Raw genomic sequence first — 25,111 nt, 5'->3', positions numbered from 1 at the left:
CCACCGCACCTCCGTCCAGCCTGCGCGCGAGCCGCCGCAGGTCGCCCCGGCACACCCCGAAGCGCCCGGCACGCCGGCGCGCCGCCGGGTTCCCCCTCACAGGAAGGCCTCCCCATGCCCAGGACCGACACCGACCGCGGAAGGGCGCCACGGCGCCGCCCCACCGTCCCGCTCACCGCACTCGGGGCCTGCGCGGCCCTGCTCGCCACCGGCTGCGCCGGGGCGGGCGGCAGCGGAGGGGACGACGGGGGCGGCGGCGCCTCCGTGAACGTCCTGATGGTCAACAACCCGCAGATGCTGGACCTGCAGAAGCTGACGGCGTCGGACTTCACCAAGAGCACCGGCATCAAGGTCAACTTCACCGTCCTGCCGGAGAACGACGTCCGCGACAAGATCAGCCAGGAGTTCTCCAGCCAGGCCGGCACCTACGACGTCGCCTCCATCAGCAACTACGAGGCACCGATCTACGGCAAGAACGGCTGGCTGGCCCCGCTGGACGACACGGTCGCCAAGGACCCGGACTTCGACCAGGCGGACGTCCTCCCGTCGATGCGGGAGAGCCTGACCGGCGCCGACGGCAAGCTCTACGCCGAGCCGTTCTACGGCGAGTCGTCGTTCCTGATGTACCGCAAGGACCTGTTCGAGGCGAAGGGCCTCACCATGCCCGAGCGCCCCACCTGGCAGCAGGTCGCCGACCTCGCGGCGAAGGCGGACGGCGCCGAGTCCGGCATGAAGGGCATCTGCCTGCGCGGACTGCCCGGCTGGGGCGAGGTGATGGCGCCGCTGACCACCGTCGTCAACACCTTCGGCGGCACCTGGTTCACCAAGGACTGGCAGGCGCAGGTGAACGCGCCCGCCTTCAAGAAGGCGACGAAGTTCTACGTCGACCTGGTCCGCGACCACGGCGAGGCGGGCGCGCCGCAGGCCGGCTTCGCCGAGTGCCTCGGCGCCTTCCAGCAGGGCAAGACCGCCATGTGGTACGACGCGACCTCGGCCGCCGGGATCCTCGACAGCGCCGACTCCCCCGTGGCCGGCAAGGTCGGCTACGCCCCGGCCCCCGTGGTGAGGACCGACAGCTCCGGCTGGCTGTACACCTGGGCCTGGGGCATCCAGAAGGCGAGCAAGCGCCAGGACGACGCGGCGAAGTTCGTGGCCTGGGCGTCCGGCAAGGGGTACGAGGAGCTCGTCGGCAAGAAGCTCGGCTGGGCCCGCGTCCCCGCGGGCAAGCGCACCTCCACCTACGAGAACGCGGACTACCTGAAGGTGGCGGGCCCGTTCGCCAAGGCCACCGAGGAGGCGATCGCCGGCGCCGACCCGCGCGACCCCGGCGTCCAGCCGCGGCCCACGCTCGGCATCCAGTTCGTCGACATCCCCGAGTTCCCGGACCTGGGCACCAAGGTCTCGCAGGAGATCGCCTCGGCCATCGCCGGGCGCACCTCGGTGGACGCGGCGCTGGACAAGTCCCAGCAGCTCGCGGAGAAGGTCGCCGCCCAGTACCGGAACGGGTGATTCGGCCATGAGCGGTACGTCGAGTGCCGTCACCGAGGAGGTGCGCGGCCGGGCGGCGGTCCGGGCGGTGCCCACCCGCGCCGCGGGCCCGGGCCGGGCCGCGGCGTGGGCGCGCCGGGCACCCCTGATGCCGGCGCTGGTGTTCATGGTGGTCGTGACCCAACTGCCCTTCGTGGCCACGCTGGTGATCTCCTTCATGGACTGGAACGCGCTCTACCCCGACCGGCGCGGCTTCACGAGACTGACCAACTACGCCGATGTGTTCGGGGACGCCGACCTGCGGGCGTCCGTGCTGACCACCGTCTGGCTCACGGCCGGCGTCGTCCTCGTCAGCCTCCTGCTGGGACTGGGCCTGGCCCTCCTGCTCGACCGGCGCTTCCGCGGCCGCGGGCTGGTGCGGACCCTGCTGATCGCGCCGTTCCTGCTGGTCCCGGTCGCGTCGGCGCTGCTGTGGAAGCACGCCCTCTACAACCCCGAGTACGGGCTGTTCAACGGCGCGCTGACCTGGCTGTGGCAACTGTTCGGCAGCGAACGCCCGCCGCAGCCGGACTGGATCACCTCGATGCCGCTCGGGGCCATCGGGGCGTCGCTGGTGTGGCAGTGGACCCCGTTCATGATGCTGATCCTGCTCGCCGGGCTGCAGAGCCGCTCCACGGAGGCGGTGGAGGCGGCCCGGGTGGACGGCGCGAACGCCTGGCAGGTCTTCCGCTTCCTGACCCTGCCCCACCTGCGGCGCTACCTCGAACTGGCCGCACTGCTGGGCTCGATCTACATCGTGCAGAACTTCGACGCGGTCTTCACCCTCACCTCGGGCGGCCTGGGCACCGCCAACCTGCCGTACACGATCTACGAGTCCTTCTACAAGGCGCACGACTACGGACGGGCGTCGGCGGCCGGCGTCGTCGTGGTCGCCGGGACCATCGTCGTCGCCACCCTCGCGCTGCGCCTGGTGTCGACGCTGCTGAAGGAGGAGTCCTCATGAGCACCGTGGCCGCGCCCGGTGTCCGCAGGCGTCGTTCCGGCTCCCTGTGGGGGCTGGTCGCCTGGGCCGCCGCCCTGCTGTTCGTCCTGCCGATCGCCTGGATGGTGCTGACCTCGCTGCACAGCGAGACGGACGCCGCCACCAACCCGCCCTCCCTCGGCGCCGGGCTCACCCTGGACGGCTACCGCGAGTTCTTCGGCGCCTCGACCGGCGCGAGCCCCTGGCCCGCCCTGGTCAACTCGGCCGCGGCGAGCGTGGTCTCCACCCTGCTGGTGCTGGCGCTGGCGGTACCGGCCGCGTACGCGCTGTCGATCCGGCCCGTCCGCAAGTGGTCCGACGTGCTGTTCTTCTTCCTGTCGACGAAGATGCTGCCCGCGGTGGCCGGACTGCTGCCCGTCTACCTCGTGGCGCAGGACCTCGGGCTGCTCGACAACGTCTGGCTGATGGTCCTGCTCTACACCTCGATGAACCTGCCGATCGCGGTGTGGATGATGCGGTCCTTCCTCGCCGAGATCCCGGTGGCGATCCTCGAGGCCGCCGCGATCGACGGCGCCGGGCTGCCGGCCGTCTTCCGCCGCATCATCATCCCCGTCTCCGCCCCCGGCATCGCCGCCACCTCGCTGATCTGCTTCATCTTCAGCTGGAACGAGATGCTCTTCGCCCGGGTGCTCACCGGTGTCCGCTCGGTGACCGCGCCGGTCTTCCTCACCTCCTTCGTCACCAGTCAGGGACTCTTCCTGGCCAAGGTCTGCGCCGCGGCCGTCGTGGTGTCCCTGCCCGTCCTCGTCGCCGGATTCGCCGCCCAGGACCGCCTGGTCCAGGGCCTGTCACTGGGAGCCGTCAAGTGAAGGCAGTCGTCATCGCCGAGCCCGGGAAGATCGAGCTCGCCACCGTCGAGGACCCCGCCCCCGGGCCTCGTGACGTGGTGGTCGCGGTCGCGGCCTGCGGACTGTGCGGAACCGATCTGCACATTCTGCAGGGCGAGTTCGCACCGACGCTGCCGATCGTGCCGGGCCACGAGTTCGCCGGGGAGGTGGTCGCGGTCGGCTCGGCCGTCACGGAGGTGGCGGTCGGCGCCCGGGTCGCCGTCGACCCCTCGCTGCACTGCGGCGAGTGCCACTACTGCCGCCGGGGCCGCGGCAACCTGTGCGAGCGGTGGGCCGCGATCGGGGTCACCGAACCGGGCGGCGCCGCCGAGTTCGCCGTCGCGCCGGTCGCCAACTGCGTGGTGCTGCCCGACCACGTGGCGACCGCCGACGCCGCGCTGATCGAACCGCTGTCCTGCGCCGTGCGCGGCTACGACGTGCTGCGCGCCCGGCTCGGCTCCCATGTGCTGATCTACGGCTCGGGAACGATGGGCCTGATGATGCTGGAACTCGCCAAGCGCACGGGCGCCGCGAGCGTGGACGTCGTCGACGTCAACCCCGAACGGCTCGCCACCGCACGCCTGCTGGGCTGCGACAACACGGCCGCCTCGGCCGAGGAGATCCTGCGCCCGCGCGGCTGGGAGGTCGTCGTGGACGCCACCGGCAACGCCGCCGCGATCCAGGACGGGCTGCGACGGGTCGGCAGGGGCGGCACCTTCCTGCAGTTCGGGGTCGCCGACTACGCCGCCCGCGCGGTCATCGAGCCGTACCGGATCTACAACCAGGAGATCACCATCACCGGCTCCATGGCCGTCCTGCACAGCTACGAGCGGGCCGCCGAACTCTTCGCCGCCGGGGTGCTCGACCCGGGGGTGTTCATCAGCGACCGCTTCCCGCTCACCGACTACCCGCACGCCATCGAACGCTTCAAGGCGGGCATCGGCCGCAAGATCCTGGTGCAGCCGTGACCGTGCCCGTGACCGCGCCCGGCACCCTGGTCGCCGGCGAGGCGCTGACCGACGTGGTCGTCGGGCCCGACGGGACAGCGCGGGCCCACCCGGGCGGCAGCCCGGCCAACACCGCGCTCGGGCTCGCCCGGCTGGGGCACCCGGTCACCCTGGCCACCCGCATCGGCCGGGACCCGCACGGCGACGCGCTGGTGGAACGGCTGACGCAAGGTCGGGTGCGGCTGCTGCCGGGGTCGGTCGTCCACGCCCCCACCTCCACGGCCAGGGCCGAACTCGACGGCGACGGCAGCGCCGCGTACCGGTTCGACATCGTGTGGGACCTGCCCCCGGTCGGACCGTCCGACGTGCCGGGGCACCTCCACACCGGTTCGATCGCCACCGCGCTCGAACCGGGCGCCGGACGGCTGCTCGCCCTGGTCGCGGCGGTCCGGCTCCGGGGGCACACCGTCTCGTACGACCCGAACCTCAGACCCGCGCTGCTCGGCCCGCCGGAGACCGAACGCCCGCGTGTCGAACGGATGGTGGCGCTCGCCGACGTGGTGAAGGCCAGCGAGGAGGACCTCCGGTGGCTGCACCCGGGACGCGATCCCGCGGAGGTCGCGGCCGGCTGGGCGCGCCGCGGTCCGCGCCTGGTCGTCCTCACCCGGGGCGCGGCGGGCGCCGAGGCCCTCTGGGGCGCGGACGGAAGGCACCGCGTCGCCGGCCACCGGGTGCGCGTCGTCGACACGATCGGCGCCGGTGACGCCTTCATGGCGGGCCTGCTCGCAGGCCTCCTCTCCGCCGGGCTGCTCGGCGGGACGACGGCCCGGCAACGGCTGCACGCGGCCGAGGACGGCGGTCCCGTGCCCGAGGCGGTGGCCGGTGCCCTGGAACTCGCCGCGCGGGTCGCGGCTCTGACCTGCGGGCGCGCCGGTGCGGACCCGCCGTTCCTGGCGGAGGTGGCGCCCGCCGTGTGATGATCCGGCCGACGGCACCCCCACGCACCGAGGGGCGGTACGACGATGTGGCCGCGGGTCGACGGAATGCGCTCCATGGAACCGGGTACGCCCGACGCGCTGCGGGACGAGCTCGACTTCCTGGTCCTCGCGGGCCGGAGGACCGCTGCGACCGGGCTGCTGTCCGAGTACGTCGAGGAGACCGAGGGCCTGGAGTTCGTCGGCGAGCGGCCGGCCCTGCTGGACCGGGAGAGCCGCTGCATCGAGGTCGGCGGCGTGGAGGTGACGTCCTTCGCCGAGGTGACGTGGGAGCACGCCGCCGCCGAGGGCGACGCCTCCCTCGCCGACTGGCGCGCCGGGCACCGCCGTTCCTGGGAACGGGCGGGCACTCCCGTCCAGGACGCGACGCGCGTGGTGTGCCCGGCGTTCCGGCTCGTCACGGCGGGCGGCTGAGCGTGCGGATCCGCGTCGAGGCGCACGACCTGCCGGGCCGTACCTATGGCGGTTACCTTGGCGTCCACGTCGCCGTGCAGCGCCGCGCCCGTCCGGCGGAACTGCTGGACCCCCGTCCCGGCGACGCCGCGGAGGCGACCTGGGACCTGGACTGCCGGGTCCGGGAGACCCCGGACGGGCCTGACGTCACGGGCCCCTGGATCCAGGGCGGTCCGGGCGCCCGCTTCGTCTACCTGTCCTGGGGGACGGTGGCGGGGCCCGGGGACTTCACGATGTTCCGCCGCGCCAAGCTCATGCTCGACGGCGTCGAGCCCGGCATCCTGCGCGCCGCCGTCCGCTCCGGGACGCTCGTCGGGCGGCTCGGCCTGACCGACGCCCGGGGCGGGCCGCTCTGCGCGGCCGTGCGTCCGCCGCTCGTCACCTGGTCGGCGGGGACGCCGGAGGCGGGGGGCCGGCCGGGCTGACCGGGGCCACCGGGACATGAGAACGGAACCACCACCCCGCCGGTGGGCGCGCCCACGGTCCGCACGACCGCTTACGCCTTCCCACCGGCGCCGGGCAGTGGTCCCGCTCGGTCACTCGGGGTCCGGGCCCCTCAGTCCTCTCCCCTGACGATGTTCCAGTCCTTGCCGCTGTCGGGCTCCCGTTGCGGCGGATTGCCCCGGCCCTCCTTCAGTACAGCAGGCCGGCACGTACGTATCTGCTGGTCTCGGGGGATGCGGGTGATGGTCGGGTGGCCGTTGCGTGTGTCCACGGCTGGGCGCCTCCTCATGTCTTCTCAAAACCGCATACCCATTCGAACGTGATTTACACGACATACATTCCGGATCTGGACATGTTCGTCCGGGGCATCCGCACGGTGTCCGACGGCCGTCGCGCTGCGCGCCGGCCCCGGCACCGGCCGTGTCCGCCGTCCCGCGGACGGACGGGCCCACCCGTCGAGGTGCGGCTGCCCCGCCCGGCGCGGCGGAAACCGCCCGGGCACGCGGGATCAGCGGGTGGGGTGCCACTCGGCCAGCAACACGGTGGCGTCGTCGTCGAGGCGGCCGTGCCGGTGTGCCAGGACGGCGTGGACGAGTCGCCGCAGGACTTCCGGCGCGGGGTCGCCGAGCGCGGTGGCGTGCACGACGTAGTCGGTGAGGCGCCGCTCGCCGAAGTCGTCGCCGCCCTCGGCGCGGGACTCGGTGACGCCGTCGGTGTGGACGAGGACGCGGTCACCGGGCTCCAGGCGCGTGGAGTGGACGGTGCGCGGCCGGCCGCCGTAGTCGGGGCCGAGGCCGAGGGGCAGCTCCGCCTCGCGTTCCAGGGCACCGGTGACGACGTGCCGGGCACGGATCAGCCGGGGCGTCGGGTGCCCGCAGTTCACCCAGGCGAACTGGCCGCTGCGAACGTCGAGATCGGCGAAGACCGCGGTGGCGAGCCGGTCCGGGATCCACTCGGCGAGCGTCTCGTCCACGGTCCTGACGATCTCGCCCAGGTCGGCGCCGGCCCGCCGGGCCGCGCGGCAGCCGGCGAGCGCGACGGCCGCGGTGAGCCCCGAGGCGAGGTCGTGGCCCATCGCGTCGAGGACGGTCAGGTGCAGGTGGTCGTCGTGGAGGCTGTGGTCGAAGGCGTCGCCGCCGATCTCGTACGCGGGTTCCAGCACGGCGCTGGAGGTCACCTCTCCCGTCCCGAGGGTCCGCGGCGGCAGGAACGCCCACACGAGCTCCGCGGCGGTGGTCATGGGACGGCTGCGGACGAGCCGCAGCAGGTCGTCGCTGAACCCCGACTTCGAGACCAGCGCCAGGGTCGTGACGTCGGCGAGCGCCCGGCAGCGGGAGAGCAGTTCGGGGTCGATCCGGTGGGCGGTGACCTCCATGACGCCGACCCGCTCCACTCCGTCGACGAGGGGGAGCCACATCGTGATCCGGTCGTCCCGCTCGCTCAGGCGCAGCGAGACCGTCCGGTAGGCGGCGCCCGCCGGCGTGCCGTCGACGGCCACGGCGCGGCGGGCTCCGGAGCCCGGCTCGCCGGGCAGGGGCACGAGCCGGGCCTGCTGGACGTCGGCGAGCAGGACCGTGACGTCGTCCAGGCCCACCTGGTGCGCGGCACGTGCGAGGGTGGCGCCCCAGTCCTCCGGGGCGACCTCGTGCGAGCGTTGCAGGAGCCCGCTGAGCAGGGTGCCGAAGCCGGTGTCGTCCAACGCCACCATCGCCTGTCGGTGCGCCGCCCCATGGCGGGGCCGGAACGTGGGGTCCCCTGCCCCGGGCGCCACGCCCGAAACATCGCACCGCCCCTGACCTGCGGCTCCACGGGGGACCGGCACGCACGGGCCTCCCCGGATCGCCTACAGCCGCCGGTTCCGCAGAACGTCATTTTCCAGCAAATCGAGTGCCAAAACGGGCGCGCCGCACCTCGACGGGCACGCCGAGGCCCGAGGCTTCTCGTGTCCCACCCGTCACGGGTGCCCACGGCACCCGCGGAGACAGGAGTCGATCCATGCGCGTTTCCCGTTTCGTTGCCGCGGTCGGTGTGGCCGTGGCCGTCGTCCTGGGCGGTGCGGCGGGCGCCGGTGCCGTCACGCCGGAGTCCTTCGGCGGCCACGGCACGCACGCCACGCACGGCGACCACGGCCGCGGTCACCACAGCCACCACGGCAAGCGTCACCACCACCGCTGGCACGGTCACCGCCTGCACCGTCACCACCACGTCGTCAACCACCACCGCCGCTGACCCGCGGCCCGGCCCCGCGGAACCCCGGTGGCGCCCTCCGTCCGCACGGAGGGCGCCACCGGCGCGTGCGCACCCGCCGTCGGCCGGGCCGTAGGGCGGTCCCGGTCGTCAGGCGTCCGGTCGTCAGGCGGTCCGGTCGTCAGGCGGTCTGGGCGCTGCGCAGTGCGGCGTACGGGCCGCCGGAGCGCAGCAGTTGATCGTGCGCGCCGACCTCCGTGATCCTCCCGTCCTCCATGACGACGATGCGGTCCGCGTTCCGGATGGTGGACAGCCGGTGGGCCACCACGAAGACGGTGCGGTTGCGCACCAGGCGCTCCAGCGCCTGCTGGACGAGGGCCTCGGAGCGGGAGTCGAGGGCGGAGGTCGCCTCGTCCAGGACCAGTACGCGCGGGTCGCGGATCAGCGCCCGGGCGATGGCCAGTCGCTGCTTCTGCCCGCCGGACAGCCGGGCGCCCCGCTCCCCGACGACCGTGCCGAGGCCGGCCGGCAGCCGCTCCACGAACTCCAGGGCGTTGGCGGCCCGCAGGGCCTCCCGCACCGCCTCCTCGGGGACGCCCGGCATGCCGTAGGCGACGTTCTCCCGGATGGTGCCCTCGAAGAGGATGGACTCCTGGGGCACCACGGACACGAAACGGCGGTAGCTGCGCAGGTCCAGGTCCTCCATGTCGGCCCCGTCCAGCAGGATCCGGCCCTCGGTGGGGCGCAGGAAGCCGATGACGAGGTTGAGGACGGTCGACTTCCCGGCGCCCGAGGCGCCCACCAGCGCGACGGTCTCGCCCGGGCGGACGGAGAGCGAGAAGTCGCGCACCGAGTGGCCGGCGGCGTCGTCGTAGGTGAAGCCGACGCCCTGGAAGTCCACCCGCCCGCGCACGGCGGCCACCTCCGCCTTGCCCGCGTTCTGTTCCAGGTCGGGCGCCTGCAGCACCTCGCCGACCGAGCGCACCGACTCCAGCCCCTTGCTCACCACGGGGGTGAGGCTGAGCAGGGTGGTCACGGCGGCGGTCAGGGCGGAGAAGTAGGTGGTCAGCATGACGACGTCGCCGGGAGTGACACCGAGCCAGCCGTGGTAGGCGGCGAGCGCGGAACCGAGCAGGCAGCAGACGCCGAGGACGTTGAGGACGATCCAGGCGAGGGAGCCGAAGCGGCCGTTGAGCCGGTCCAGGCGCAGCCCCGCGGTGAGCACCTGGCTGAGCGTGCCGTCGACCCGGCGCAGCGCGGCGGACTCCAGGCCGTGGGCGCGGGTGATGGGGATGAGCGTGGTCATCTCGGTGACCCGGGAGGAGAGTTGCTCCACCTCCTGGCGGAACGATTCGTTGGACTCGCGCAACCGTCCCCGCAACCACATCACCAGCGCGGACGTCGCGGGCACCACGACCAGGAAGACCGGCAGGAAGGACGGCGCCTGCACGGCGATCACCACCAGCGCGCCCAGCAGCGTGGCGAGCGCGGACAGGCCCATGTCGCCGGTCTGCTGGACCGCCTGCTCGATGGCCTCGACGTCACGGATGACCTTGGTCTGCAGGACGGCGGAGTTGACCTTCGTGTGGTAGCCGATGGAGAGCTGCTGCATGCGCTGGCAGAGCGCGGAGCGCAGCCGGGTGCCGGTACGGCGGGCGCTGCCGTACCAGCAGCGCACGTACAGCAGGTGGAAGGGGTAGTTGAGGAGCAGCATCAGCAGCAGCACACCGGTGCCGAGCAGCATGCCCGACAGCGGACGGTGCTGCACGATGACGTCGATGACCTGCGCGGTGACCAGCGGTGTCAGCCAGATCGGGGTGTGCTTGACCATGAACGCCAGCACCGCCAGGGCCAGTCGGCCGCGGTCGTGGCGGAAGAGGTAGGCGAGGGTGCGGATCGGGTGCTCACCGCGGTAACGGTGGTCGAGCGGGCCGTGCGGCGACGCCATGCGGGGACTCCGGGGGCACGAGGGCGCGGGGTGATGAGACGGCGCTGGCTCATCGTCCGGTCACCGCGGAATCCTAGGCCGTGAGCGCTCCCACGGACACCGCGCGGGGCCCGCTGACCGGTCCCGGCCGACTGGGTGGCCGCTCCCGGGGCACACGGTGGGTGAAGGGGCGGCGCGAGGGCGCGCCCCCGGACCACTGGGAGGGCCGATGCTGGCCATCGTTGCGGCCGTCGTGTTCGCGGTCGCGTTCGTCATCAACGCCACCGGGACGGCGACGGAGGACGTGTTCACCCCGACGAGCCTGCTGCTGGTCGGGCTGACACTGCTGGCCGCCCACCTCGGCGGGGTCGGCTCGGGCGCGGGCGGCCGCTGGTCGGGGTACCGCCGGCGGGGGCGCTGAGCCCTCGGGGAGGGAACGGACATGACGCACCGTCGAGACACGGGGTCCGGGGTCGGGCCCGCGCGCCGTCCGGGCTTCACCAGTCCGGGGTTCTCCACGTCCGCCGACGTCCCCGGTCCGGACACCGGGGACGGCGCAGCGGTTCCGCCGCCCCCGCGGATCCCGGAGTACGAGGTCCCGCAGCCGGAGGTCGCGGGCATCACGGAGCCGGGGTTCGAGTCGCCCGGCTTCGAGTCCCCCGGCTTCGAGTCGCCGGGCTTCGAGTCCCCCGGTTTCGAATCGCCCGGCTTCGAAGGGCCGGGATACTCCAGCCCCGACTTCACCGGCCCCGGGCCGGTGGGCGGCGCCGACCCCGCCGGCGCGGACCGGGACGAGGGCCGCTCATGACGCGGGCGGCACCGCGTCCGGCGTGGCCGCCGGGGAGGTGACACCCATGCGGGCCCGGCTCTCGGCGACGAGCCGCTGGACGTTCCGCTCGACCTCCTCGGGGTCGAGGCCGAGGGCCTGGCCTATGTGCGCGGTCCAGACCTCGGAGCGCACGTTGGTCTCGAAGGCGAGGTCGGCGCGGATGTTGTCCCGGGCGGCCTGCCGGTTCTGACTGACCATGACGAAGGTGGAGAGGAAGATCGCCTCCAGGCTGACGATCATGGTGAGCAGCCCGAAGGGGTAGGGGTCGAAGACCCCGCCCGGCCCGGCGAGCCCCTGGTTCAGCAGGATCCAGACCGTGAACCAGACGATGTGGACGTAGACGAAGGCCATCGAGCCGGCGAAGGCGGTGATCACGTCCGCGACCCGGTCCTGGGCACCCCTCCCGCGGGCGAAGAGGACCCGCTCGTGCGGGGAGCGGACGACCGGGCACGGCGGCGTGGGGACGGCGGTGCCGTCGGCGGGGGAACTCATGCCCCTCATTCTGCTTTCGGCCCGCCACGGCGACGGCACCGGGAAGCCGGGAAGAAACCGCACCCTCCCTGCGTTGGCATGGGCGGATCAAGAACCGCCCGAAAGGAGGCGACCGGTGAAGGTACGTGCCTCGCTGCGTTCCCTCAAGAACGCCCCCGGCTCGCAGATCGTCCGCCGTCGCGGTCGTGTGTACGTGATCAACAAGAGGGACCCCCGCTTCAAGGCCCGCCAGGGCTGACCTCAGCGGGCCGAGCCCCGGAACACCACGGGCGCCGCGCGCCGTCCCCCCGGACGGCGCGCGGCGCCCGTCGCCGTCCGGGTCACCGCTGCCCGGTGAGGGAGCGCAGCAGCAACAGCGCGATGTCGTCGGTGCGCCGCCTGCGTTCGGCGGTGAGGGCGAGCACGCCGTCGGCGACCCGGTCCAGCGGCAGCCCGCCGGCCGTGCGGAGGTGGTCCGCGAGGCCGGCGAGCTCGTCGTCGACGTCCGTTCCCGGGCACTCGACGAGCCCGTCGGTGTAGAGCATGAGCACCGAGCCCGGCGGGAAGGGGAACTCGACCGTGCGGTAGACCGCCTCGGCGTCGATGCCCAGCAGGGGTCCCTGGGCGAGGTCGAGCGCCCGCACCCGGCCGTCCGGCTCCCGCAGCAGGGGCAGCGGGTGGCCCGCGCCCGCCGCCATCGCCCGCTCCCCGTCGGGGTCGAGGTGCAGGTAGAGGCAGCTGGCGAGGAGGTCCACGTCCAGGTCGAGCAGCAGCCGGTTGGTGCACTCCATCACCTGGCCCGGGGACTGGCCGACGGCGGAGTACGCCCGGACCGCAGTGCGCACCTGGCCCATCAGGCCGGCCGCGGTGACGTTGTGGCCCTGCACGTCGCCGATCACGGCGGCCGGGCGGTCCCCCACGCGCAGCAGGTCGTAGAAGTCGCCGCCGATGTCCATCCCCTCGGTGCCCGCGAGGTACCGTGCGGCCGCCTCGAGGCCGGGCAGCTCCGGCAGGCTCCTGGGCAGCAGCGCGGACTGCAGGCCGTGGGCCAGCCGGTGCTTGGCGTCGTAGAGCCGGGCCCGCTCCAGGGCCTGGGCGATCAGGCCGCCGAGGCTGGTGAGCAGCGCCCGCTCGTCGGCCCCGAAGCGGTGCGGCCGCGGGTACCCGAGCACGCAGGTGCCGACGGGGCGGCCGGAGGCGATCAGCGGGAGGTAGGCCCACGCCGCCATGCCGTCCCGGACCGGAGGGCGGTCGGGGAAGTGCTCGCGCATCTCCCGCTCGGACTCCAGGAACGCCGGCGCGCCGCTGGCCAGCACCTGGGCGGCGGGCGTCGGCAGGGACATCGCCATGCCGTCGTAGCGGTCGACGATCGCCGGATCGTGGTAGCCGCGGTGGCCGAGCACCCGCATCCGCCCCGCCTCCGGGGCGACCACGGCCACCACCCGGCTGCCGACCGCGGGCATGATCTCCTCGGCCACCAGGTCGATCACGTCCTGCACGCCGACGGCCTCCGTGAGCGCCCCCGACAGGTTCACGAGGTGGGAGATGGCCACCAGGCCGACCGCGGGCCGCGCCGCACCGCTCGGCTCACCGGGCACCGGGGGCTGCTCCGCCGGGCCGCGGGCCGTCGAGATCCGCACGCTCACGCCGTTGCTGCTGGGATGGAGCTGGAAGGTGAGCCGGTCGCCCGGCGGTCGCAGCGCCGTGAACGAGGTGGGCTGCCTGCTGATCAGCGCCGCGCGGTGGCGCTCCTGGTGCACGGGGTCCTCGAGCCAGGGCAGCGTCCGCCACAGCGGGTGCCCGAGCAGCTTGCGCACGGGTACGCCCAGTTTCCGGGACGCCGCCCCGTTGGCGTAGGTGACCCGTCCGTCGAGGTCGAGCGAGCACAACCCGTCCGGCAGCCGGCCCACCATGCGCACGGCCTCGACCGCCGAGGACACCCCGGCGACCGGGGGACCGATCGTCACGTCCCGGCCGCGGCGGACCGGCCGGCCCGCGGCGGTCTCCTGCTCCAGGCAGCGGGCGAGCCGGTCCCAGCCGGTGACCAGGCGGTCGCGTTCCCAGTCGGACAGCTCGGGCGGATGGGCGCCGGGCCAGGTGACGAACACCGAGCCGAAGGCGGCGCCGGGGGTCGCGACGGGGAGCGCCGCGAGGGTGAACGGGTACGGCAGGACGAGGGAGATCCGCGGGTAGCGGCGCGCCATCTCCTCCTCGCCGCCGACCCAGACCAGCCGGCGTTCGCGCAGTGCCTCCGCCACGGGGATCGGGGCGCCCAGGCCCACCCGTTCCCAGGGTGCGGCGAACGCCCGGGGCAGGCCCGCCATCACGGCCATCTCCAGGACCGGCTCGCCGGGCGCGAGCAGGTAGACGCCGCCCGCGTGCGCCCGTACGCCGTCCATCATCGCGAACAGCGCGGGGGCCAGCAGGCCTTCGTCCGTCCGCATCCCGGTGCCGGGGCGGGACGGTGCGGGAGGGGACCCGTCCGGCACGGGCATCACCTCCTCCGCCTCTTCCCGTCCAGACTGCATCCGCGCCGCGGACCGCGCATGCGGGGGACGCGCGGTTCCGGGCGGTCGCGCCCGGCCGGTCGGTGGGTAAAGCCAACTCCCTTGATTCTTCGGCCAGATGGCATGAGGCGTTTTTGTTCGAACCCCTTGGCGTTCGACCGGCGCGGTGCTTCAATGTGGCGCTGTTAGGAAGGTTTCCTAACTTCTAACCGAACGGAGTCACCGTGCAGATCCCCCCACAGCGTCATGCACGCACCCTCCCGCGCCGGCGCGTCGTCCTCTACGCGACCGCGGCGCTGACCGCCGGCGCCCTGACCGCCGGCATCGGGACGCTCGCCTCGGCGGCACCGGGCCGGCCGGCCGCCGCGGCTGCCGGCGTCGGGCTCGACGACCCGCACAAGAAGGACATCGCGATGCAGCTGGTGTCCAGCGCCGAGAACTCCTCGCTGGACTGGAAGGCCCAGTACAAGTACATCGAGGACATCGGTGACGGCCGCGGCTACACCGCGGGCATCATCGGCTTCTGCTCCGGCACCGGCGACATGCTCGAACTCGTCGAGCTGTACACCGACCGCAAGCCCGGCAACCCGCTCGCCCGCTACCTGCCGGCGCTGCGCCGGGTCAACGGGACCGACTCGCACAGCGGGCTCGGCTCCGGCTTCGAGAGCGCCTGGCGCAGCGCCGCCGCGGACACGGCGTTCCAGCAGGCGCAGAACGACGAGCGCGACCGCGTCTACTTCGACCCCGCCGTCCGGCAGGCCAAGGCCGACGGGCTGCGCGCGCTGGGCCAGTTCGCGTACTACGACGCGATCGTGATGCACGGCCCCGGCGAGGACAAGGTCAGCTTCGGCGGCATCCGCAGGACCGCCCTGTCCAAGGCCAAGAGCCCCGCCCAGGGCGGCGACGAGACGGCGTACATCAACGCCTTCCTCGACGCGCGCAAGGCGGCGATGAAGACCGAGGAGGCGCACAGCGACACCACCCGCGTCGACACGGAGCAGCGCGTCTTCCTCAACAACGGCAACCTCGACCTCAACCCTCCGCTCAAGTGGAAGGTCTACGGGGACAGTTACACCATCAACCAGTGACGTCCCCGCGCCCGCCATTCCGGGCGGCCTCCCCCACCCGGGGGGCCGCCCGGAGCGGTGCCGGGCGAGGCGTCCGGGCTGACACGCCTAACCGAGTTCCAGGCTGGTGACGCCGTACATGCCCGCCAGGTCGACGTCGGGGACCGGGCCCGTGTACATGCGCGCGGCCTCGAACGAGGGCGTCAGGCCCAGGTGTTCCACCAGGCGCACGGCGGCCTCGTTGGGCTCGGGGACGTCGATCACCAGGGGCTCCCCCGGCGCCGTCCGGGACAGCCCCATGAGGAGCGCGAGGGCGACCTTCCCGGACGAGGCGTAGAGCGGGCCCACGCGGGACGGCCCGCGGGCGGCCCGCAGCACCCCCAGGCCCTGCAGCCGTCCGTCGGCGACGGCCGCGAGCGCCGTGCGGTCCGGGAGGGTGATCCAGGAGGCGAGGAAGGCGTCGCGCGCGGCGGGGAAGAACCGCCGGTCGTAGCGGGCCAGTTCGCCGAACCGGACGCTCCTCGCGTCGATCAGCGCGACGCCGCCGGGCATGACCCCGCCGGACGGCGTCCCCTGGTAGCGGATGTTCCGCCACGCCGTGCTGAACCCGGCCTTGCGGTAGTTCTCCTGCTGCGCGACGACCCCGTCGAGGCCGACGTTGCGCCCGGCGAGGTGCGCGAGCCCGGCGCGCCAGACCCGGATCCCGTAGCCGCGGCCGCGGAAGGGCGGCCGGGCGATGTAGAGGCCGACGAAGCCGAAGTCCGTCCCGTAGCGCACCGCGGAGACCGAGGCGACGGGCTCGCCGTCGAGCCTCCCGAACAGGAAACCGGCCGGATCGGCGGGGAAGAAGGCCTGTCCGTCGGACCTGCCGGGGTTCCATCCCTCGTCGTCGGCCCAGTCGGAGAGCCGGCTGATGTCCTCGGCGCCCGCGGAGGAGACGTGGAAGGCGGTCATGGGGAGCTACCTCGGGGATCGGTTGCCGGGGGACGGCGCCGCGCACCGGGGACGCGAGGACGCCGGGGAGGCGGCTCGGGTGCGGGCGATGAGGAGGGTGACGTCGTCGGGCGGCGTCGCGCTGGGCAGGGTGCCGAGCACCGCCGAGCACAGGTCGTCCAAGTGGAGCCCGGGCCGGTCGAGGGCGCGGCGCACGCGCTCCATCCCGGTGTCGAAGCCGTGCCGGCGGTCCTCGATGAGCCCGTCGGTGTAGAGGGCGATGAGGCTGCCCTCGGGCAGCTCCACCTCGGCGGCCTGGTACGGGGGCATCCCGAGGCCGAGCGGGGTGCCGTTGGGCAGGTCCAGGAAGGTGACGCCGCCGCCGGGGTCGCGGACGGCGGGCGGCGGGTGCCCGGCCCTGGCCATGGTGCAGCGCCGGCTGGCGGGGTCGTAGACGGCGTACAGGCAGGTGGCGCTCACCGACGGTACGTGGAGGCCGTCGCCCTCCTCCTCGGCGAGGCGGATGATCGTCTGGTCGAGGTGGGCGAGGAGCTGTTCCGGCGGCAGGTCGAGGTCGGCGAGCGTCCGCACCGCCGTACGGAGCCGGCCCATCGTCGCCGCGGCGTCGATGCCGTGCCCGACGACGTCGCCGACGACCAGGGCCACCCGGTCCCGCGGCAGCGGGATCACGTCGTACCAGTCGCCGCCCACCCCGTCCTCGAGCTCCGCCGGGAGGAAGCGGGAGACCACGTCCAGGCAGGGGCCGCCGCACAGGCGGCGCGGGAGCAGGCCCCGCTGGAGGGCGAGGGCGGTGGCGCGTTCGTGGGTGTAGCGGCGCGCGTTGTCCAGGCTCAGCGCGGCCCTGGCGACCAGTTCCTCGGCGAACAGCAGGTCCTCCTCGTCGAACGGCCGCGGGTCGCCGGAGCGCAGGAACAGCACCACGCCCAGCACGACGCCGCGGGCCCTGATCGGCACGATCATCAGCGAGTGCAGCCCGAACCAGTCGATCTTCCGGGCCCGTGCCGGGTCGCGGGTGAGCCACGGGGAGGCGGTGTCCAGCACGGGCTCGAGCAAGGCGCGGCCGGAGGACAGCACACGCGTGAGGGGCGAGGAGGACGGCACGTACACCACGTCGCCGACCTGCGAGACCGCCTCGGGCGCGCCCTCGTGGACGGAGGACAGTCCCGCCCGGCGGAACACCGGGACGTAGTCGCCGTCCGGGCCGAGCCGGGACAGCGGTTCCTCACCGAGGCGCAGGGTGTCGGCGAGGTCGACGGTGACGAAGTCGGCGAGGCAGGAGACGCTGAACGCGGCCAGTTCCTGCGCGGTGCGCATGACGTCCAGCGTGGTGCCGATACGGGCACCGGCCTCGCCGAGCAGCGCGAGGCGGTCGCCGGGGCGGCCCTGCCGCGTGATCCGGAGGACGACCAGGCACACGCCCATCGGCCGGCCCTCGGCGTCCTCCAGGCGGATGCAGGAGGCGGAGTACGCCTCGTCGGGGCGGACGCCGTCCACCGCCGGCACGGCGTACTCGCGCCCGGTCACGGGGGCGCCGGTCGCCAGCACCTGGCGCATCACCGCCTCCAGCCCGCGGGCCCCGGCCGGCAGCGCCGCCTCGGGGCGGTGTCCCAGCCGCCGTTCCCTCGGGATGCCGTCGTGGCCCTCCAGCGAGTCGTTGACCCAGGTGCACCGCAGGTCGGTGCCCCACAGGGCGAGGCCGATCGCCGAGGGGGCGAGGGGGGATCCCAGCGCGGCCCCGGTGACGCCCACCGCCCGCTGGAGCAGGCCGGCCAGGTCGATCGGTGCGGGTGATGCCATGTCACGTAGGTCCTTCGTCTGGGCTGTGGGGGGGTGTGCCGGGGCCCGGTCCGGCCGGTGGGGGCCGGAGCCGGGCCGGGAGGGTCAGCGCTTGAGGAGGTCCGCCGCGCGTTCCGCGACCGCGTAGACCGTGGCGGCGATGTTGCCCGAGGGGATGGTGGGCATCACGGAGGCGTCGGCGACCCGCAGGGCGTCGACACCGTGGACCCTCAGGTCCGTGTCGACGACGGCCAGGTCGTCGGTGCCGATCCGGCAGGTGCCGACGGGGTGCATGTACGAGGCCAGGGCGCCACGCGCGTAAGCCCGCAGGCCGGCGTCGTCCTTCACGTCGGGGCCGGGCAGGACCTCGTGGGCGCGCCAGCCGTCGAGGGCCCGCGCCTGGCCGATCTCCCGTGCCAGGAAGAGCGCTTCCACCATCGTGCTCAGGTCGCGGTCGTCGCCGAAGTAGTCGGGGTCCACCAGCGGCAGGGCGCCGGGTTCCGCGTTCGCGAGCCGGACGGTGCCGCGGCTGTGCGGCCGCATCGGGGAGACCGCGATCCGGTACCCCTGGCCGTCCGGCACGCCGGCCGCGGCCGGGTGGCGCCCCGGGGCGTCGACCAGGAGCACCTGCACGTCGGGGTGGCAGATGCCGAGCCGGCTGCGCACCAGGCCGAGGGCCTCGCCGTGGTTGTTGATCCCGGGCGGGACGGGCCGGGCCGCGCGGTGGACGATGTCGGTCAGCGGGTGGTCCTGCAGGTTCGCGCCGACCCCCGGCAAGTGGAGGGCGACGTCGATGCCCGTGTCCCGCAGGTGCGCCGCGGGGCCGACGCCGGAGAGCATCAGCAGTTGCGCCGTGCCGATGGTGCCGGCGGTGAGCACGACCTCGCCGTGGCAGCCGACCCGGGCGGTGCCCGTACTGCCGGCCCGCCCGTACTCCACCCCGACGCACCTTCCGTCGCGCAGCAGCACCCGGTGGACCAGGGCGCCGGTCACCACGGTGAGGTTGGGGCGGTGCCGGGCGGGGGTGAGGTAGGCGTCGGCGGCACTCTGCCGACGCCCGCCGACGATGTTGAGGTCGCTCCAGCCGAAGCCCTCCTCCACGCCGGCGGCGATGTCGGACGCCCGCCGGTACCCGGTCTGCGTCGCCGCCGTGAGGAGCGCGGCCACGACGGGGTGGGGCGGGCTGGCCGGCCCCACGGTCAGGGGGCCGCCGACGCCGCGGAGCACCGGGTCCCGCCCGGGGGCGTTCTCGCTGCGCTTGAAGTACGGGAGCAGGTCGTCGTAGCCCCAGCCCTTGGCACCGCCGGCGGTCCACGCGTCGTAGCCGGAGTGGTGGCCGCGCACGAACGTCATCGCGTTGATGGTGGACCCGCCGCCCAGGCCACGGCCGCGCGCGAGCGGTGTGGTGGTGCCCGTCGCCGACTGCCGGACGGTGGTGTCGCCCCAGTTCGCGGGTGTCCCCAGCAGCGACGGCCAGGCGGGCGGCGTCGCCGCCGCGGCCGGGGGCCGGTCCTCCCCCGCCTCCAGCAGGAGCACGCGTGCGCCGTCCGGCTCGGAGAGGCGCGCCGCGAGCACACTGCCCGCGGTACCGCCGCCGACGACCACGAAGTCGTAGCTGTCCGTCATCGCATGCATGGATCACCTCTGACCGGCCGCGACCGGCGTTTCCGGTGATAGCCCAGGTCGGCTAACACCGGACACGATAACCCCGACCACCCCTAATCGAACAGATTGGTCGTTATCGCCTCCATTACGGATCGATATGGGCGAACCGGAATCCGTACGCCGTACCTCCGCACGCCGGGCCGCGCGCGAGCGGACAGGCGCGGACGAATGCCGCACGGAGCCGGACTGGCCCACCGCTCCGGCGAGTTCATCGCCGAACGCCCTACCCAGCGATGAATGAAAGTTGTACGGTCCACGGGATCATGTCCCCTCACGGAGGTACTCGCCATGGCGTCAATGGGCGTACCGGACGTCCTCACCCGTGCCCGCACCGTCGCACCGCCGGGCTGGAGCCGCTGGCTGGTACCGCCGGCCGCGCTCTCCATCCACCTCGCCATCGGGCAGGCGTACGCCTGGAGCGTGTTCAAGCCGCCGCTGGAGTCCTCGCTCGGGCTGAGCGGCACCCAGTCCGCGCTGCCGTTCCAGCTCGCGATCGTCATGCTCGGGCTGTCGGCCGCGTTCGGCGGCACGCTCGTCGAGCGCAACGGGCCGCGCTGGGCCATGTGCGTGTCGGCGATCTGCTTCTCCTCCGGCTTCCTCATCTCGGCCCTCGGCGCCGCCACGCGCCAGTACTGGCTGATCGTGCTCGGTTACGGCCTCGTCGGCGGCATAGGCCTCGGCATCGGCTACATCTCGCCGGTCTCCACGCTCATCAAGTGGTTCCCCGACCGGCCCGGACTCGCCACCGGCATCGCCATCATGGGCTTCGGCGGCGGCGCGCTGATCGCGTCGCCCTGGTCGACGGAACTGCTCTCCTCCTTCGGCGCCGACTCCTCCGGCATCGGCCAGACCTTCCTGGTGATGGGCCTGGTCTACGCGGTCTTCATGACCTTCGGCGTGCTGCTGGTCCGGGTCCCCGCGGACGACTGGCGGCCCTCCGGCTGGAACCCGTCGGCCACGGTCGCGCGCCCGCTCGTCACCAACGCGCAGGTGTCCGCGCGCAACGCGCTGCGCACCCCGCAGTTCTGGTGCCTGTGGGTGGTGCTCTGCATGAACGTGACGGCGGGCATCGGCATCCTGGAGAAGGCCGCGCCGATGATCACCGACTTCTTCGCCGAGACCTCCACCCCGGTGACGGCCACCGCCGCGGCCGGTTTCGTCGGCCTGCTCTCGCTCGGCAACATGCTCGGCCGCATCACCTGGTCCTCCACCTCCGACCTGGTCGGGCGGAAGAACATCTACCGCCTCTACCTCGGCGCCGGGGCGCTGCTGTACCTGCTGATCGCGCTGCTCGGCGACGACTCCAAGCCGCTGTTCATCGTCGCCGCCGCCGTCATCCTGTCCTTCTACGGCGGCGGGTTCTCCACCGTGCCCGCCTACCTCAAGGACCTGTTCGGGACGTACGAGGTGGGCGCCATCCACGGGCGGCTGCTGACCGCCTGGTCGACCGCGGGCGTACTCGGGCCGCTGATCGTGAACGCGATCGCCGACCACGAGAAGTCGGCCGGCCGGACGGGACCCGACCTCTACTCCACGTCCTTCGTCATCATGATGGTGCTGCTGGTGATCGGCTTCGTCGCCAACGAGCTCGTACGCCCCGTCCATCCGCGGCACCATGACGGCCCGTCCGCCGGGGACAAGGCCACGACCGGACCCGAGACGGAAGGAGCCGTCCGATGACCGCCCCGAACCCCGTATCCCCCGCCGAGGCGCCCGCCGGGAACAACCGGGTGCCGCTGATGGCCGTCGCCTGGCTGTGGGTCGGCGCGCCCTTCGCCTACGGCGTGTACGAACTCATCCTGAAGCTCAAGCAGTTGTTCACCGGCTGACCTCTGCCGGCATCCGCCGCGGGCCGCCCCGTCCCCTCGGACGGGGCGGCCCCGTCATGCGGCGACCCCGCTGGCGCGGCGGATGAGGGCGTCGAAGGCGCGGTCGGGCAGGACCCTTCGGGCGGCGATCATCGGCCTGGCCGCGAACCCCGTGGCGTAACGGGTCCTCGGGCGGCGGGCCGTGGCGGCCCTGGCGATGGTGTCGGCGATGACCGAGGGCGGCGAACTGCGCCGTGCGGTGGACTCGGAGGCGAGCGTCCCGGCCATCGCCATGGCCCGCTCCGCGTACGCGCCCCGCTCGGAGACCGCGCGGAGCCGGTCGGCGGCGATGCCGCTCCATTCGGTGCGGATGCCGCCCGGTTCGATGACGACGACGTCGATGCCGAAGGGCGCGAGCTCCATGCGCAGGCTGTCGCTGAAACCCTCCAGCGCGAACTTGGTGGCGTGGTACCAGGCGCCGAACGGGGTGGAGATCTTGCCGCCCATGGACGAGACGTTGATGACGCGGCCGCCGCCCGCCGCGCGCATGTGGGGCAGCACCAACTGGGTCAGCCGGGCCGCGCCGAAGACGTTCACCTCGAACTGGCGCCTGGCCTCGTCGAGCGGCACGTCCTCGACCGCGCCGTAGGAGCCGTAGCCGGCGTTGTTGACCAGGACGTCGACGGACCCGGACTCCGCGACGACCCGTTCGACCCCGGCCCGCAGCGACTCCTCGTCGGTGACGTCCATCGCCAGGAAGCGCACGCCCTGTTCGGCGAGTCCGGTCATGCGGTCGACGCGGCGGGCGGCGCCGTGGACGGTGAAGCCGAGGGCGCGCAGCCGGAGGGCGGCGGCCTCGCCGATGCCGGAGGAGGCGCCGGTGACGAGGGCGACCTTGGATGACATGGGGTGATCCTTCGTGTGGGTGCGGGGGAACGAGCCGGTCGAACATGAACCATGGCTCATGTTCACTCATCATGAACCCGGGTTCATGTTCCTGCAAGCCCCGCCGGCCGCTGCGCGGGGAAATGTGAACCATCGCTCACGATAGATGCTGAATTATCATTCACATTGGTTGGCGACCGGCAGGAGGAACCGATGACCCAGGCCCGACCACTGCGTGCCGACGCCGTCCGCAACCGGGCGCGGATCCTGGCCGCGGCACGCGAGCAGATCACCCTCCTTGGGCCGGACGCGCCCATGGACACCATCGCCGAGGCCGCCGGTGTCGCCGTGGGCACCCTGTACCGCCACTTCCCCACCAAGACCGACCTCGTCGGCGCCGTGATCGCCGAGCACACCGAGCGCATGGCCGCCGAGGTGGAGGCCGCCGCGGCCCGCGTGGCCGAAGGGGCGGGGGCGCTGGAGGAGATCACCGCGCTCGTCCACCGCATCGTCGAGGCCGCCGCCGAGGACCGGGCCGTGAAGGCCGCCGCCCAGGACCTCGGCGCCACCGACCGGGCCCGCCCCTACGAGGAGCGCGGCGGCGCGGCGATGGGCCGGCTGGTCGCCGCCGCCCAGACCGACGGCGACCTCCACCCCGACGTGACCGTCGACGACTTCTTCCTGCTGCTCGGCACCGCCCCCACGGACCGGGACCAGGCCGCGCGGGCACGCTGGCTCACACTCTTCCTCCCCGGGTTCACCACCCGCGGCCGCCCGGCGGGCTGACGGGTGGTGAGCGCGCCGGACGGGGGTATCCGGACCACGTAGCGGACCGCGCGTTCCGTACCGCGGAGCGGGCACCGACCACGGAGGAAGGAACCATGCCCCACAGCAGCCGTACGCGTACCGGCGCGAGCCCCGAGACCCTGGGCGTCGTCGGCCTGGTCTGCGCCGTCGCCGGATTCTTCGTCCTCGGCATCGTCCTCGGCCCGGCCGCGGTGGTGTGCGGCTGGCTCGCCATGGGCCCCACCTTCCGGGGCGCCAAGCCGGTGCTCCCGCTGATCGCCGTCGTCCTGGGCGCGATCGACACCCTCGTCGCGCTGCTGTGGCTCACCGGCACCCACTGGAGCGGCACCGGCGGCCTCATGTGACCCGCGGCGCGGACCCGGTCGAGGGCGGCACGGGACCGGACGGGAGGATGGTGGTCCCCGTCCGGCCCCCGCCGCCCAGGAGCGCGTGTGCCCCTCGCAAAGCCGTCGCCGGTGCCGCGTGCCGTGGCCGCCGTCCTCGCAGTCCTCGCCGTCGTGGCGGCCCTTGCGCTGACGACGGGGTGCGGCCCGGGCGGGACGTCCTCCGGCGCGGGGTCCTCGGCCGCCCCGCGCGTGGTGCCGCCGCGGGCCGGGGCGTCCTTCGACTACCAGATCGGCGGCGGCTACCCGCCGCCCGACGGCGTGCGCGTGGTCTCCCGCGACCGCGCGGACCGGCCCGCCCCGGGCGTCTACTCCGTGTGCTACGTCAACGCCTTCCAGGCCCAGCCCGGCGAGTTGTCCCGGTGGCGCGACCGGGGCCCGGAGCTGCTGCTGCGCGACGCGGACGGTGACCTCGTCATGGACGACGAGTGGGACGAGGCCCTGCTGGACACCTCGACGGCCGCCAGGCGGGCGGCCCTGGCCGGGATCGTCGGCGGGTGGATCGAGGACTGCGCGCGGCGCGGGTTCGACGCCGTCGAGCCGGACAACCTCGACTCCTTCGAGCGCTCCGGCGGCCTGCTCACGCCCGCCGACAACGCCGCGTTCGCCCGGCTGCTCGCCGCGCGCGCCCACGCGGCGGGGCTGGCGTTCGCGCAGAAGAACACCACCGAACTCCTCCCCCACCGGGCCGGCGTCGGCTTCGACTTCGCGGTCGCGGAGGAGTGCGGGGCGTACGGCGAGTGCGGCCGGTACGCGGCCGCGTACGACGACCGCGTCCTCGTCGTGGCCTACGACGCCGCGGAATTCGCGGCGACCTGCCGCCGCTGGGGTGACCGCCTCGCCGTCGTGCTCCGCGACCGCGACGTCGCCCCCGCCGGGGAACCGGGCCACGTCTTCCGCACCTGCTGAGCGGGCGTGGCGGACGGCGATCGGACTCGGCCGGCGCCCGGGGGCACCCGGCACGCCGCGGGCCGGCCGCCACGCCCGGGGGTCACGAGGTCGTCACCGCGTACCAGCGGCCGTCCCGCTGGTGGACCAGGTGGTGAGCGGCGAGGCTGTCGATGTGCCGTGCGATGGTGGCCGGCTGGTAGCCCACGCTGGCGCTCAGGGCGTCGATGGTCGTCCCGTCGCTGCCCGCCGCGCGAAGCTGCTGGAGGGTCTTGAGCGCCGTACGGGCGAGGCCGGACTCCTCGGGACGGGGCTCGGCGGGAGACGGCACGGCGGGCAGGGCGGGTGACGGATCCGGGGCGGCGGCCGGAGCCGGGACCGTGGACGTAGGCGTAGGCGCGGACGGAGCCGGGGCCGGGGCGGGGGCGGGGGCGGGCGACGGGACCGTGGACGTGACCGGGGGCGCGGCCGGGGCGGGAACGGAAGCGGGAGCGGCTGCCGCGGTGCGGGACGGGGTGGCCGGGGCGGACGGGGCCGGTGGGGTGGCCGTGGCGTCCGCCGTGCCGGTGGGGACGGGTGCGACGGGCCTCGGCGTGCGATTGACCGTGCGGTGCTTGCGGCCCTTCTGGTGACGGCGGGTGCTCATCGGGCGGTCCTCCTTCACAGTGATCTTGAAGGCCCAACGGGGGACCGCCGCCGGAGTCACGCAGATGCGTGCATGCGGGGGAACCCGCCCGCACCCGGGGAATGTGCGGCGGCAC

General features: G+C 73.8%; 27 protein-coding genes. 17 read left to right on the top strand and 10 right to left on the bottom strand.

Translation table 11 applies throughout. The annotated features are described in order from the left end of the window. Positions 1-114: 114 nt before the first annotated feature. The 7 genes from ACFZAU_RS01415 (at position 115) to ACFZAU_RS01385 (ending at position 6,177) form a co-directional block, all read left to right on the top strand. Positions 115-1,509, top strand: a complete 1,395-nt coding sequence (locus tag ACFZAU_RS01415; RefSeq protein WP_500550546.1) for an ABC transporter substrate-binding protein — start codon at positions 115-117, stop codon at positions 1,507-1,509. A 7-nt stretch (positions 1,510-1,516) separates the two neighbouring features. Next, positions 1,517-2,491, top strand: a complete 975-nt coding sequence (locus tag ACFZAU_RS01410; protein WP_500550545.1) for a carbohydrate ABC transporter permease — start codon at positions 1,517-1,519, stop codon at positions 2,489-2,491. Next, positions 2,488-3,339, top strand: coding sequence for a carbohydrate ABC transporter permease (locus ACFZAU_RS01405; protein ID WP_500550544.1), 852 nt, complete (start codon positions 2,488-2,490; stop codon positions 3,337-3,339). The genes ACFZAU_RS01410 and ACFZAU_RS01405 overlap by 4 nt, the downstream gene beginning before the upstream one ends. Continuing rightward, entirely contained in the window at positions 3,336-4,325 is a 990-nt protein-coding gene (locus ACFZAU_RS01400) for a zinc-dependent alcohol dehydrogenase family protein (RefSeq protein WP_500550543.1), read from the top strand. Before ACFZAU_RS01405 ends, ACFZAU_RS01400 begins: the two co-directional genes overlap by 4 nt. Further along, positions 4,322-5,281: a carbohydrate kinase family protein gene (locus ACFZAU_RS01395; RefSeq protein ID WP_500550542.1), complete on the top strand. Its 960-nt coding sequence runs from the start codon at positions 4,322-4,324 to the stop codon at positions 5,279-5,281. Before ACFZAU_RS01400 ends, ACFZAU_RS01395 begins: the two co-directional genes overlap by 4 nt. A 75-nt stretch (positions 5,282-5,356) precedes the next feature. Beyond that, entirely contained in the window at positions 5,357-5,713 is a 357-nt protein-coding gene (locus ACFZAU_RS01390) for an ASCH domain-containing protein (RefSeq protein ID WP_500550541.1), read from the top strand. Positions 5,714-5,715: 2 nt separating this feature from the next. Next, positions 5,716-6,177 (top strand): DUF5990 family protein, encoded by a 462-nt coding sequence (locus ACFZAU_RS01385; protein WP_500550540.1) that lies wholly within the window; start codon positions 5,716-5,718, stop codon positions 6,175-6,177. A 131-nt stretch (positions 6,178-6,308) separates the two neighbouring features. Here the strand turns inward: ACFZAU_RS01385 and ACFZAU_RS01380 are convergent, their stop codons facing one another. Beyond that, the gene (locus ACFZAU_RS01380; protein WP_499602921.1) at positions 6,309-6,467 is read right to left on the bottom strand and encodes a hypothetical protein; all 159 of its coding nucleotides are present in this window, start codon (positions 6,465-6,467) and stop codon (positions 6,309-6,311) included. A 237-nt stretch (positions 6,468-6,704) separates the two neighbouring features. Then, positions 6,705-7,904 carry a PP2C family protein-serine/threonine phosphatase gene (locus tag ACFZAU_RS01375; protein ID WP_500550539.1) on the bottom strand — a complete coding sequence of 400 codons (1,200 nt, stop codon included), beginning with the start codon at positions 7,902-7,904 and terminating at the stop codon, positions 6,705-6,707. Positions 7,905-8,191: 287 nt separating this feature from the next. Here ACFZAU_RS01375 and ACFZAU_RS01370 point away from each other — a divergent pair, with 287 nt between their 5' ends. Next, a complete protein-coding gene (locus ACFZAU_RS01370) occupies positions 8,192-8,425 on the top strand; it encodes a hypothetical protein (protein ID WP_499602924.1) in 234 nt (77 codons plus the stop codon). Between the two features lie 139 nt (positions 8,426-8,564). Here the strand turns inward: ACFZAU_RS01370 and ACFZAU_RS01365 are convergent, their stop codons facing one another. Continuing rightward, on the bottom strand, positions 8,565-10,331 hold the full coding sequence (locus ACFZAU_RS01365) for an ABC transporter ATP-binding protein (protein ID WP_500550538.1): 1,767 nt from the start codon (positions 10,329-10,331) through the stop codon (positions 8,565-8,567). 208 nt (positions 10,332-10,539) lie between these two features. On the opposite strand from ACFZAU_RS01365, the gene ACFZAU_RS01360 reads away from it, so the two are divergent. Next, complete coding sequence (locus ACFZAU_RS01360; RefSeq protein WP_499602927.1) at positions 10,540-10,731, top strand: hypothetical protein; 192 nt, start codon at positions 10,540-10,542, stop codon at positions 10,729-10,731. A 21-nt stretch (positions 10,732-10,752) separates the two neighbouring features. Next, a complete protein-coding gene (locus tag ACFZAU_RS01355; RefSeq protein WP_500550537.1) occupies positions 10,753-11,118 on the top strand; it encodes a hypothetical protein in 366 nt (121 codons plus the stop codon). Here the strand turns inward: ACFZAU_RS01355 and ACFZAU_RS01350 are convergent. Next, positions 11,113-11,631 (bottom strand): DUF1003 domain-containing protein, encoded by a 519-nt coding sequence (locus ACFZAU_RS01350; protein WP_500550536.1) that lies wholly within the window; start codon positions 11,629-11,631, stop codon positions 11,113-11,115. The genes ACFZAU_RS01355 and ACFZAU_RS01350 overlap by 6 nt on opposite strands. 115 nt (positions 11,632-11,746) lie before the next feature. On the opposite strand from ACFZAU_RS01350, the gene ykgO reads away from it, so the two are divergent. Next, a complete protein-coding gene (gene ykgO / locus ACFZAU_RS01345) occupies positions 11,747-11,869 on the top strand; it encodes a type B 50S ribosomal protein L36 (RefSeq protein ID WP_018562490.1) in 123 nt (40 codons plus the stop codon). Between the two features lie 82 nt (positions 11,870-11,951). Here ykgO and ACFZAU_RS01340 read toward each other — a convergent pair whose 3' ends face one another. Further along, on the bottom strand, positions 11,952-14,105 hold the full coding sequence (locus ACFZAU_RS01340) for a SpoIIE family protein phosphatase (protein WP_500550535.1): 2,154 nt from the start codon (positions 14,103-14,105) through the stop codon (positions 11,952-11,954). A gap of 236 nt (positions 14,106-14,341) precedes the next feature. On the opposite strand from ACFZAU_RS01340, the gene ACFZAU_RS01335 reads away from it, so the two are divergent. Further along, positions 14,342-15,205, top strand: a complete 864-nt coding sequence (locus ACFZAU_RS01335; protein WP_500550534.1) for a chitosanase — start codon at positions 14,342-14,344, stop codon at positions 15,203-15,205. Between the two features lie 87 nt (positions 15,206-15,292). Here ACFZAU_RS01335 and ACFZAU_RS01330 read toward each other — a convergent pair whose 3' ends face one another. The 3 genes from ACFZAU_RS01330 to ACFZAU_RS01320 all read right to left on the bottom strand — a co-directional run bounded on the left by ACFZAU_RS01330 (position 15,293) and on the right by ACFZAU_RS01320 (position 19,549). Then, entirely contained in the window at positions 15,293-16,138 is an 846-nt protein-coding gene (locus tag ACFZAU_RS01330; protein WP_500550533.1) for a GNAT family N-acetyltransferase, read from the bottom strand. A gap of 6 nt (positions 16,139-16,144) precedes the next feature. After that, complete coding sequence (locus ACFZAU_RS01325; protein WP_500550532.1) at positions 16,145-17,935, bottom strand: SpoIIE family protein phosphatase; 1,791 nt, start codon at positions 17,933-17,935, stop codon at positions 16,145-16,147. 84 nt (positions 17,936-18,019) lie between these two features. Continuing rightward, positions 18,020-19,549: a GMC family oxidoreductase gene (locus ACFZAU_RS01320; RefSeq protein ID WP_500550531.1), complete on the bottom strand. Its 1,530-nt coding sequence runs from the start codon at positions 19,547-19,549 to the stop codon at positions 18,020-18,022. A gap of 318 nt (positions 19,550-19,867) precedes the next feature. On the opposite strand from ACFZAU_RS01320, the gene ACFZAU_RS01315 reads away from it, so the two are divergent. After that, a complete protein-coding gene (locus tag ACFZAU_RS01315) occupies positions 19,868-21,259 on the top strand; it encodes an L-lactate MFS transporter (RefSeq protein ID WP_499602940.1) in 1,392 nt (463 codons plus the stop codon). Continuing rightward, positions 21,256-21,408 (top strand): MFS transporter small subunit, encoded by a 153-nt coding sequence (locus ACFZAU_RS01310; RefSeq protein WP_500550530.1) that lies wholly within the window; start codon positions 21,256-21,258, stop codon positions 21,406-21,408. The genes ACFZAU_RS01315 and ACFZAU_RS01310 overlap by 4 nt, the downstream gene beginning before the upstream one ends. Before the next feature lie 54 nt (positions 21,409-21,462). Here ACFZAU_RS01310 and ACFZAU_RS01305 read toward each other — a convergent pair whose 3' ends face one another. Further along, positions 21,463-22,293: an oxidoreductase gene (locus tag ACFZAU_RS01305; protein WP_500550529.1), complete on the bottom strand. Its 831-nt coding sequence runs from the start codon at positions 22,291-22,293 to the stop codon at positions 21,463-21,465. 192 nt (positions 22,294-22,485) lie between these two features. On the opposite strand from ACFZAU_RS01305, the gene ACFZAU_RS01300 reads away from it, so the two are divergent. From ACFZAU_RS01300 to ACFZAU_RS01290, 3 genes are all read left to right on the top strand, one after another. Then, the gene (locus tag ACFZAU_RS01300) at positions 22,486-23,058 is read left to right on the top strand and encodes a TetR family transcriptional regulator (RefSeq protein ID WP_500550528.1); all 573 of its coding nucleotides are present in this window, start codon (positions 22,486-22,488) and stop codon (positions 23,056-23,058) included. A 95-nt stretch (positions 23,059-23,153) separates the two neighbouring features. Continuing rightward, the gene (locus tag ACFZAU_RS01295; RefSeq protein WP_500550527.1) at positions 23,154-23,423 is read left to right on the top strand and encodes a hypothetical protein; all 270 of its coding nucleotides are present in this window, start codon (positions 23,154-23,156) and stop codon (positions 23,421-23,423) included. Positions 23,424-23,510: 87 nt separating this feature from the next. Then, positions 23,511-24,371 (top strand): endo alpha-1,4 polygalactosaminidase, encoded by an 861-nt coding sequence (locus ACFZAU_RS01290; RefSeq protein WP_500550526.1) that lies wholly within the window; start codon positions 23,511-23,513, stop codon positions 24,369-24,371. Between the two features lie 82 nt (positions 24,372-24,453). On the opposite strand, the gene ACFZAU_RS01285 is transcribed toward ACFZAU_RS01290, so the two are convergent. Further along, positions 24,454-24,681 (bottom strand): hypothetical protein, encoded by a 228-nt coding sequence (locus ACFZAU_RS01285; protein ID WP_500550525.1) that lies wholly within the window; start codon positions 24,679-24,681, stop codon positions 24,454-24,456. Positions 24,682-25,111 lie beyond the last annotated feature (430 nt).

The sequence above is a fragment of the Streptomyces sp. NPDC008238 genome (assembly GCF_042956445.1).
In the GTDB taxonomy this organism is placed as follows: domain Bacteria; phylum Actinomycetota; class Actinomycetes; order Streptomycetales; family Streptomycetaceae; genus Actinacidiphila.
This window is presented reverse-complemented; position numbering and strand designations above follow the sequence as displayed.

Bases quoted from the DNA above. Each gene is read 5' to 3' on its own strand.
- ACFZAU_RS01415 (WP_500550546.1), top strand. From the start codon at position 115: ATGCCCAGGACCGACACCGACCGCGGAAGGGCGCCACGGCGCCGCCCC.
- ACFZAU_RS01410 (WP_500550545.1), top strand. From the start codon at position 1,517: ATGAGCGGTACGTCGAGTGCCGTCACCGAGGAGGTGCGCGGCCGGGCG.
- ACFZAU_RS01405 (WP_500550544.1), top strand. From the start codon at position 2,488: ATGAGCACCGTGGCCGCGCCCGGTGTCCGCAGGCGTCGTTCCGGCTCC.
- ACFZAU_RS01390 (WP_500550541.1), top strand. From the start codon at position 5,357: ATGGAACCGGGTACGCCCGACGCGCTGCGGGACGAGCTCGACTTCCTG.
- ACFZAU_RS01375 (WP_500550539.1), bottom strand. From the start codon at position 7,904: ATGGTGGCGTTGGACGACACCGGCTTCGGCACCCTGCTCAGCGGGCTC.
- ACFZAU_RS01370 (WP_499602924.1), top strand. From the start codon at position 8,192: ATGCGCGTTTCCCGTTTCGTTGCCGCGGTCGGTGTGGCCGTGGCCGTC.
- ACFZAU_RS01365 (WP_500550538.1), bottom strand. From the start codon at position 10,331: ATGGCGTCGCCGCACGGCCCGCTCGACCACCGTTACCGCGGTGAGCAC.
- ACFZAU_RS01360 (WP_499602927.1), top strand. From the start codon at position 10,540: ATGCTGGCCATCGTTGCGGCCGTCGTGTTCGCGGTCGCGTTCGTCATC.
- ACFZAU_RS01355 (WP_500550537.1), top strand. From the start codon at position 10,753: ATGACGCACCGTCGAGACACGGGGTCCGGGGTCGGGCCCGCGCGCCGT.
- ACFZAU_RS01350 (WP_500550536.1), bottom strand. From the start codon at position 11,631: ATGAGTTCCCCCGCCGACGGCACCGCCGTCCCCACGCCGCCGTGCCCG.
- ACFZAU_RS01340 (WP_500550535.1), bottom strand. From the start codon at position 14,105: ATGCCCGTGCCGGACGGGTCCCCTCCCGCACCGTCCCGCCCCGGCACC.
- ACFZAU_RS01330 (WP_500550533.1), bottom strand. From the start codon at position 16,138: ATGACCGCCTTCCACGTCTCCTCCGCGGGCGCCGAGGACATCAGCCGG.
- ACFZAU_RS01325 (WP_500550532.1), bottom strand. From the start codon at position 17,935: ATGGCATCACCCGCACCGATCGACCTGGCCGGCCTGCTCCAGCGGGCG.
- ACFZAU_RS01320 (WP_500550531.1), bottom strand. From the start codon at position 19,549: ATGCATGCGATGACGGACAGCTACGACTTCGTGGTCGTCGGCGGCGGT.
- ACFZAU_RS01315 (WP_499602940.1), top strand. From the start codon at position 19,868: ATGGCGTCAATGGGCGTACCGGACGTCCTCACCCGTGCCCGCACCGTC.
- ACFZAU_RS01310 (WP_500550530.1), top strand. From the start codon at position 21,256: ATGACCGCCCCGAACCCCGTATCCCCCGCCGAGGCGCCCGCCGGGAAC.
- ACFZAU_RS01305 (WP_500550529.1), bottom strand. From the start codon at position 22,293: ATGTCATCCAAGGTCGCCCTCGTCACCGGCGCCTCCTCCGGCATCGGC.
- ACFZAU_RS01300 (WP_500550528.1), top strand. From the start codon at position 22,486: ATGACCCAGGCCCGACCACTGCGTGCCGACGCCGTCCGCAACCGGGCG.
- ACFZAU_RS01295 (WP_500550527.1), top strand. From the start codon at position 23,154: ATGCCCCACAGCAGCCGTACGCGTACCGGCGCGAGCCCCGAGACCCTG.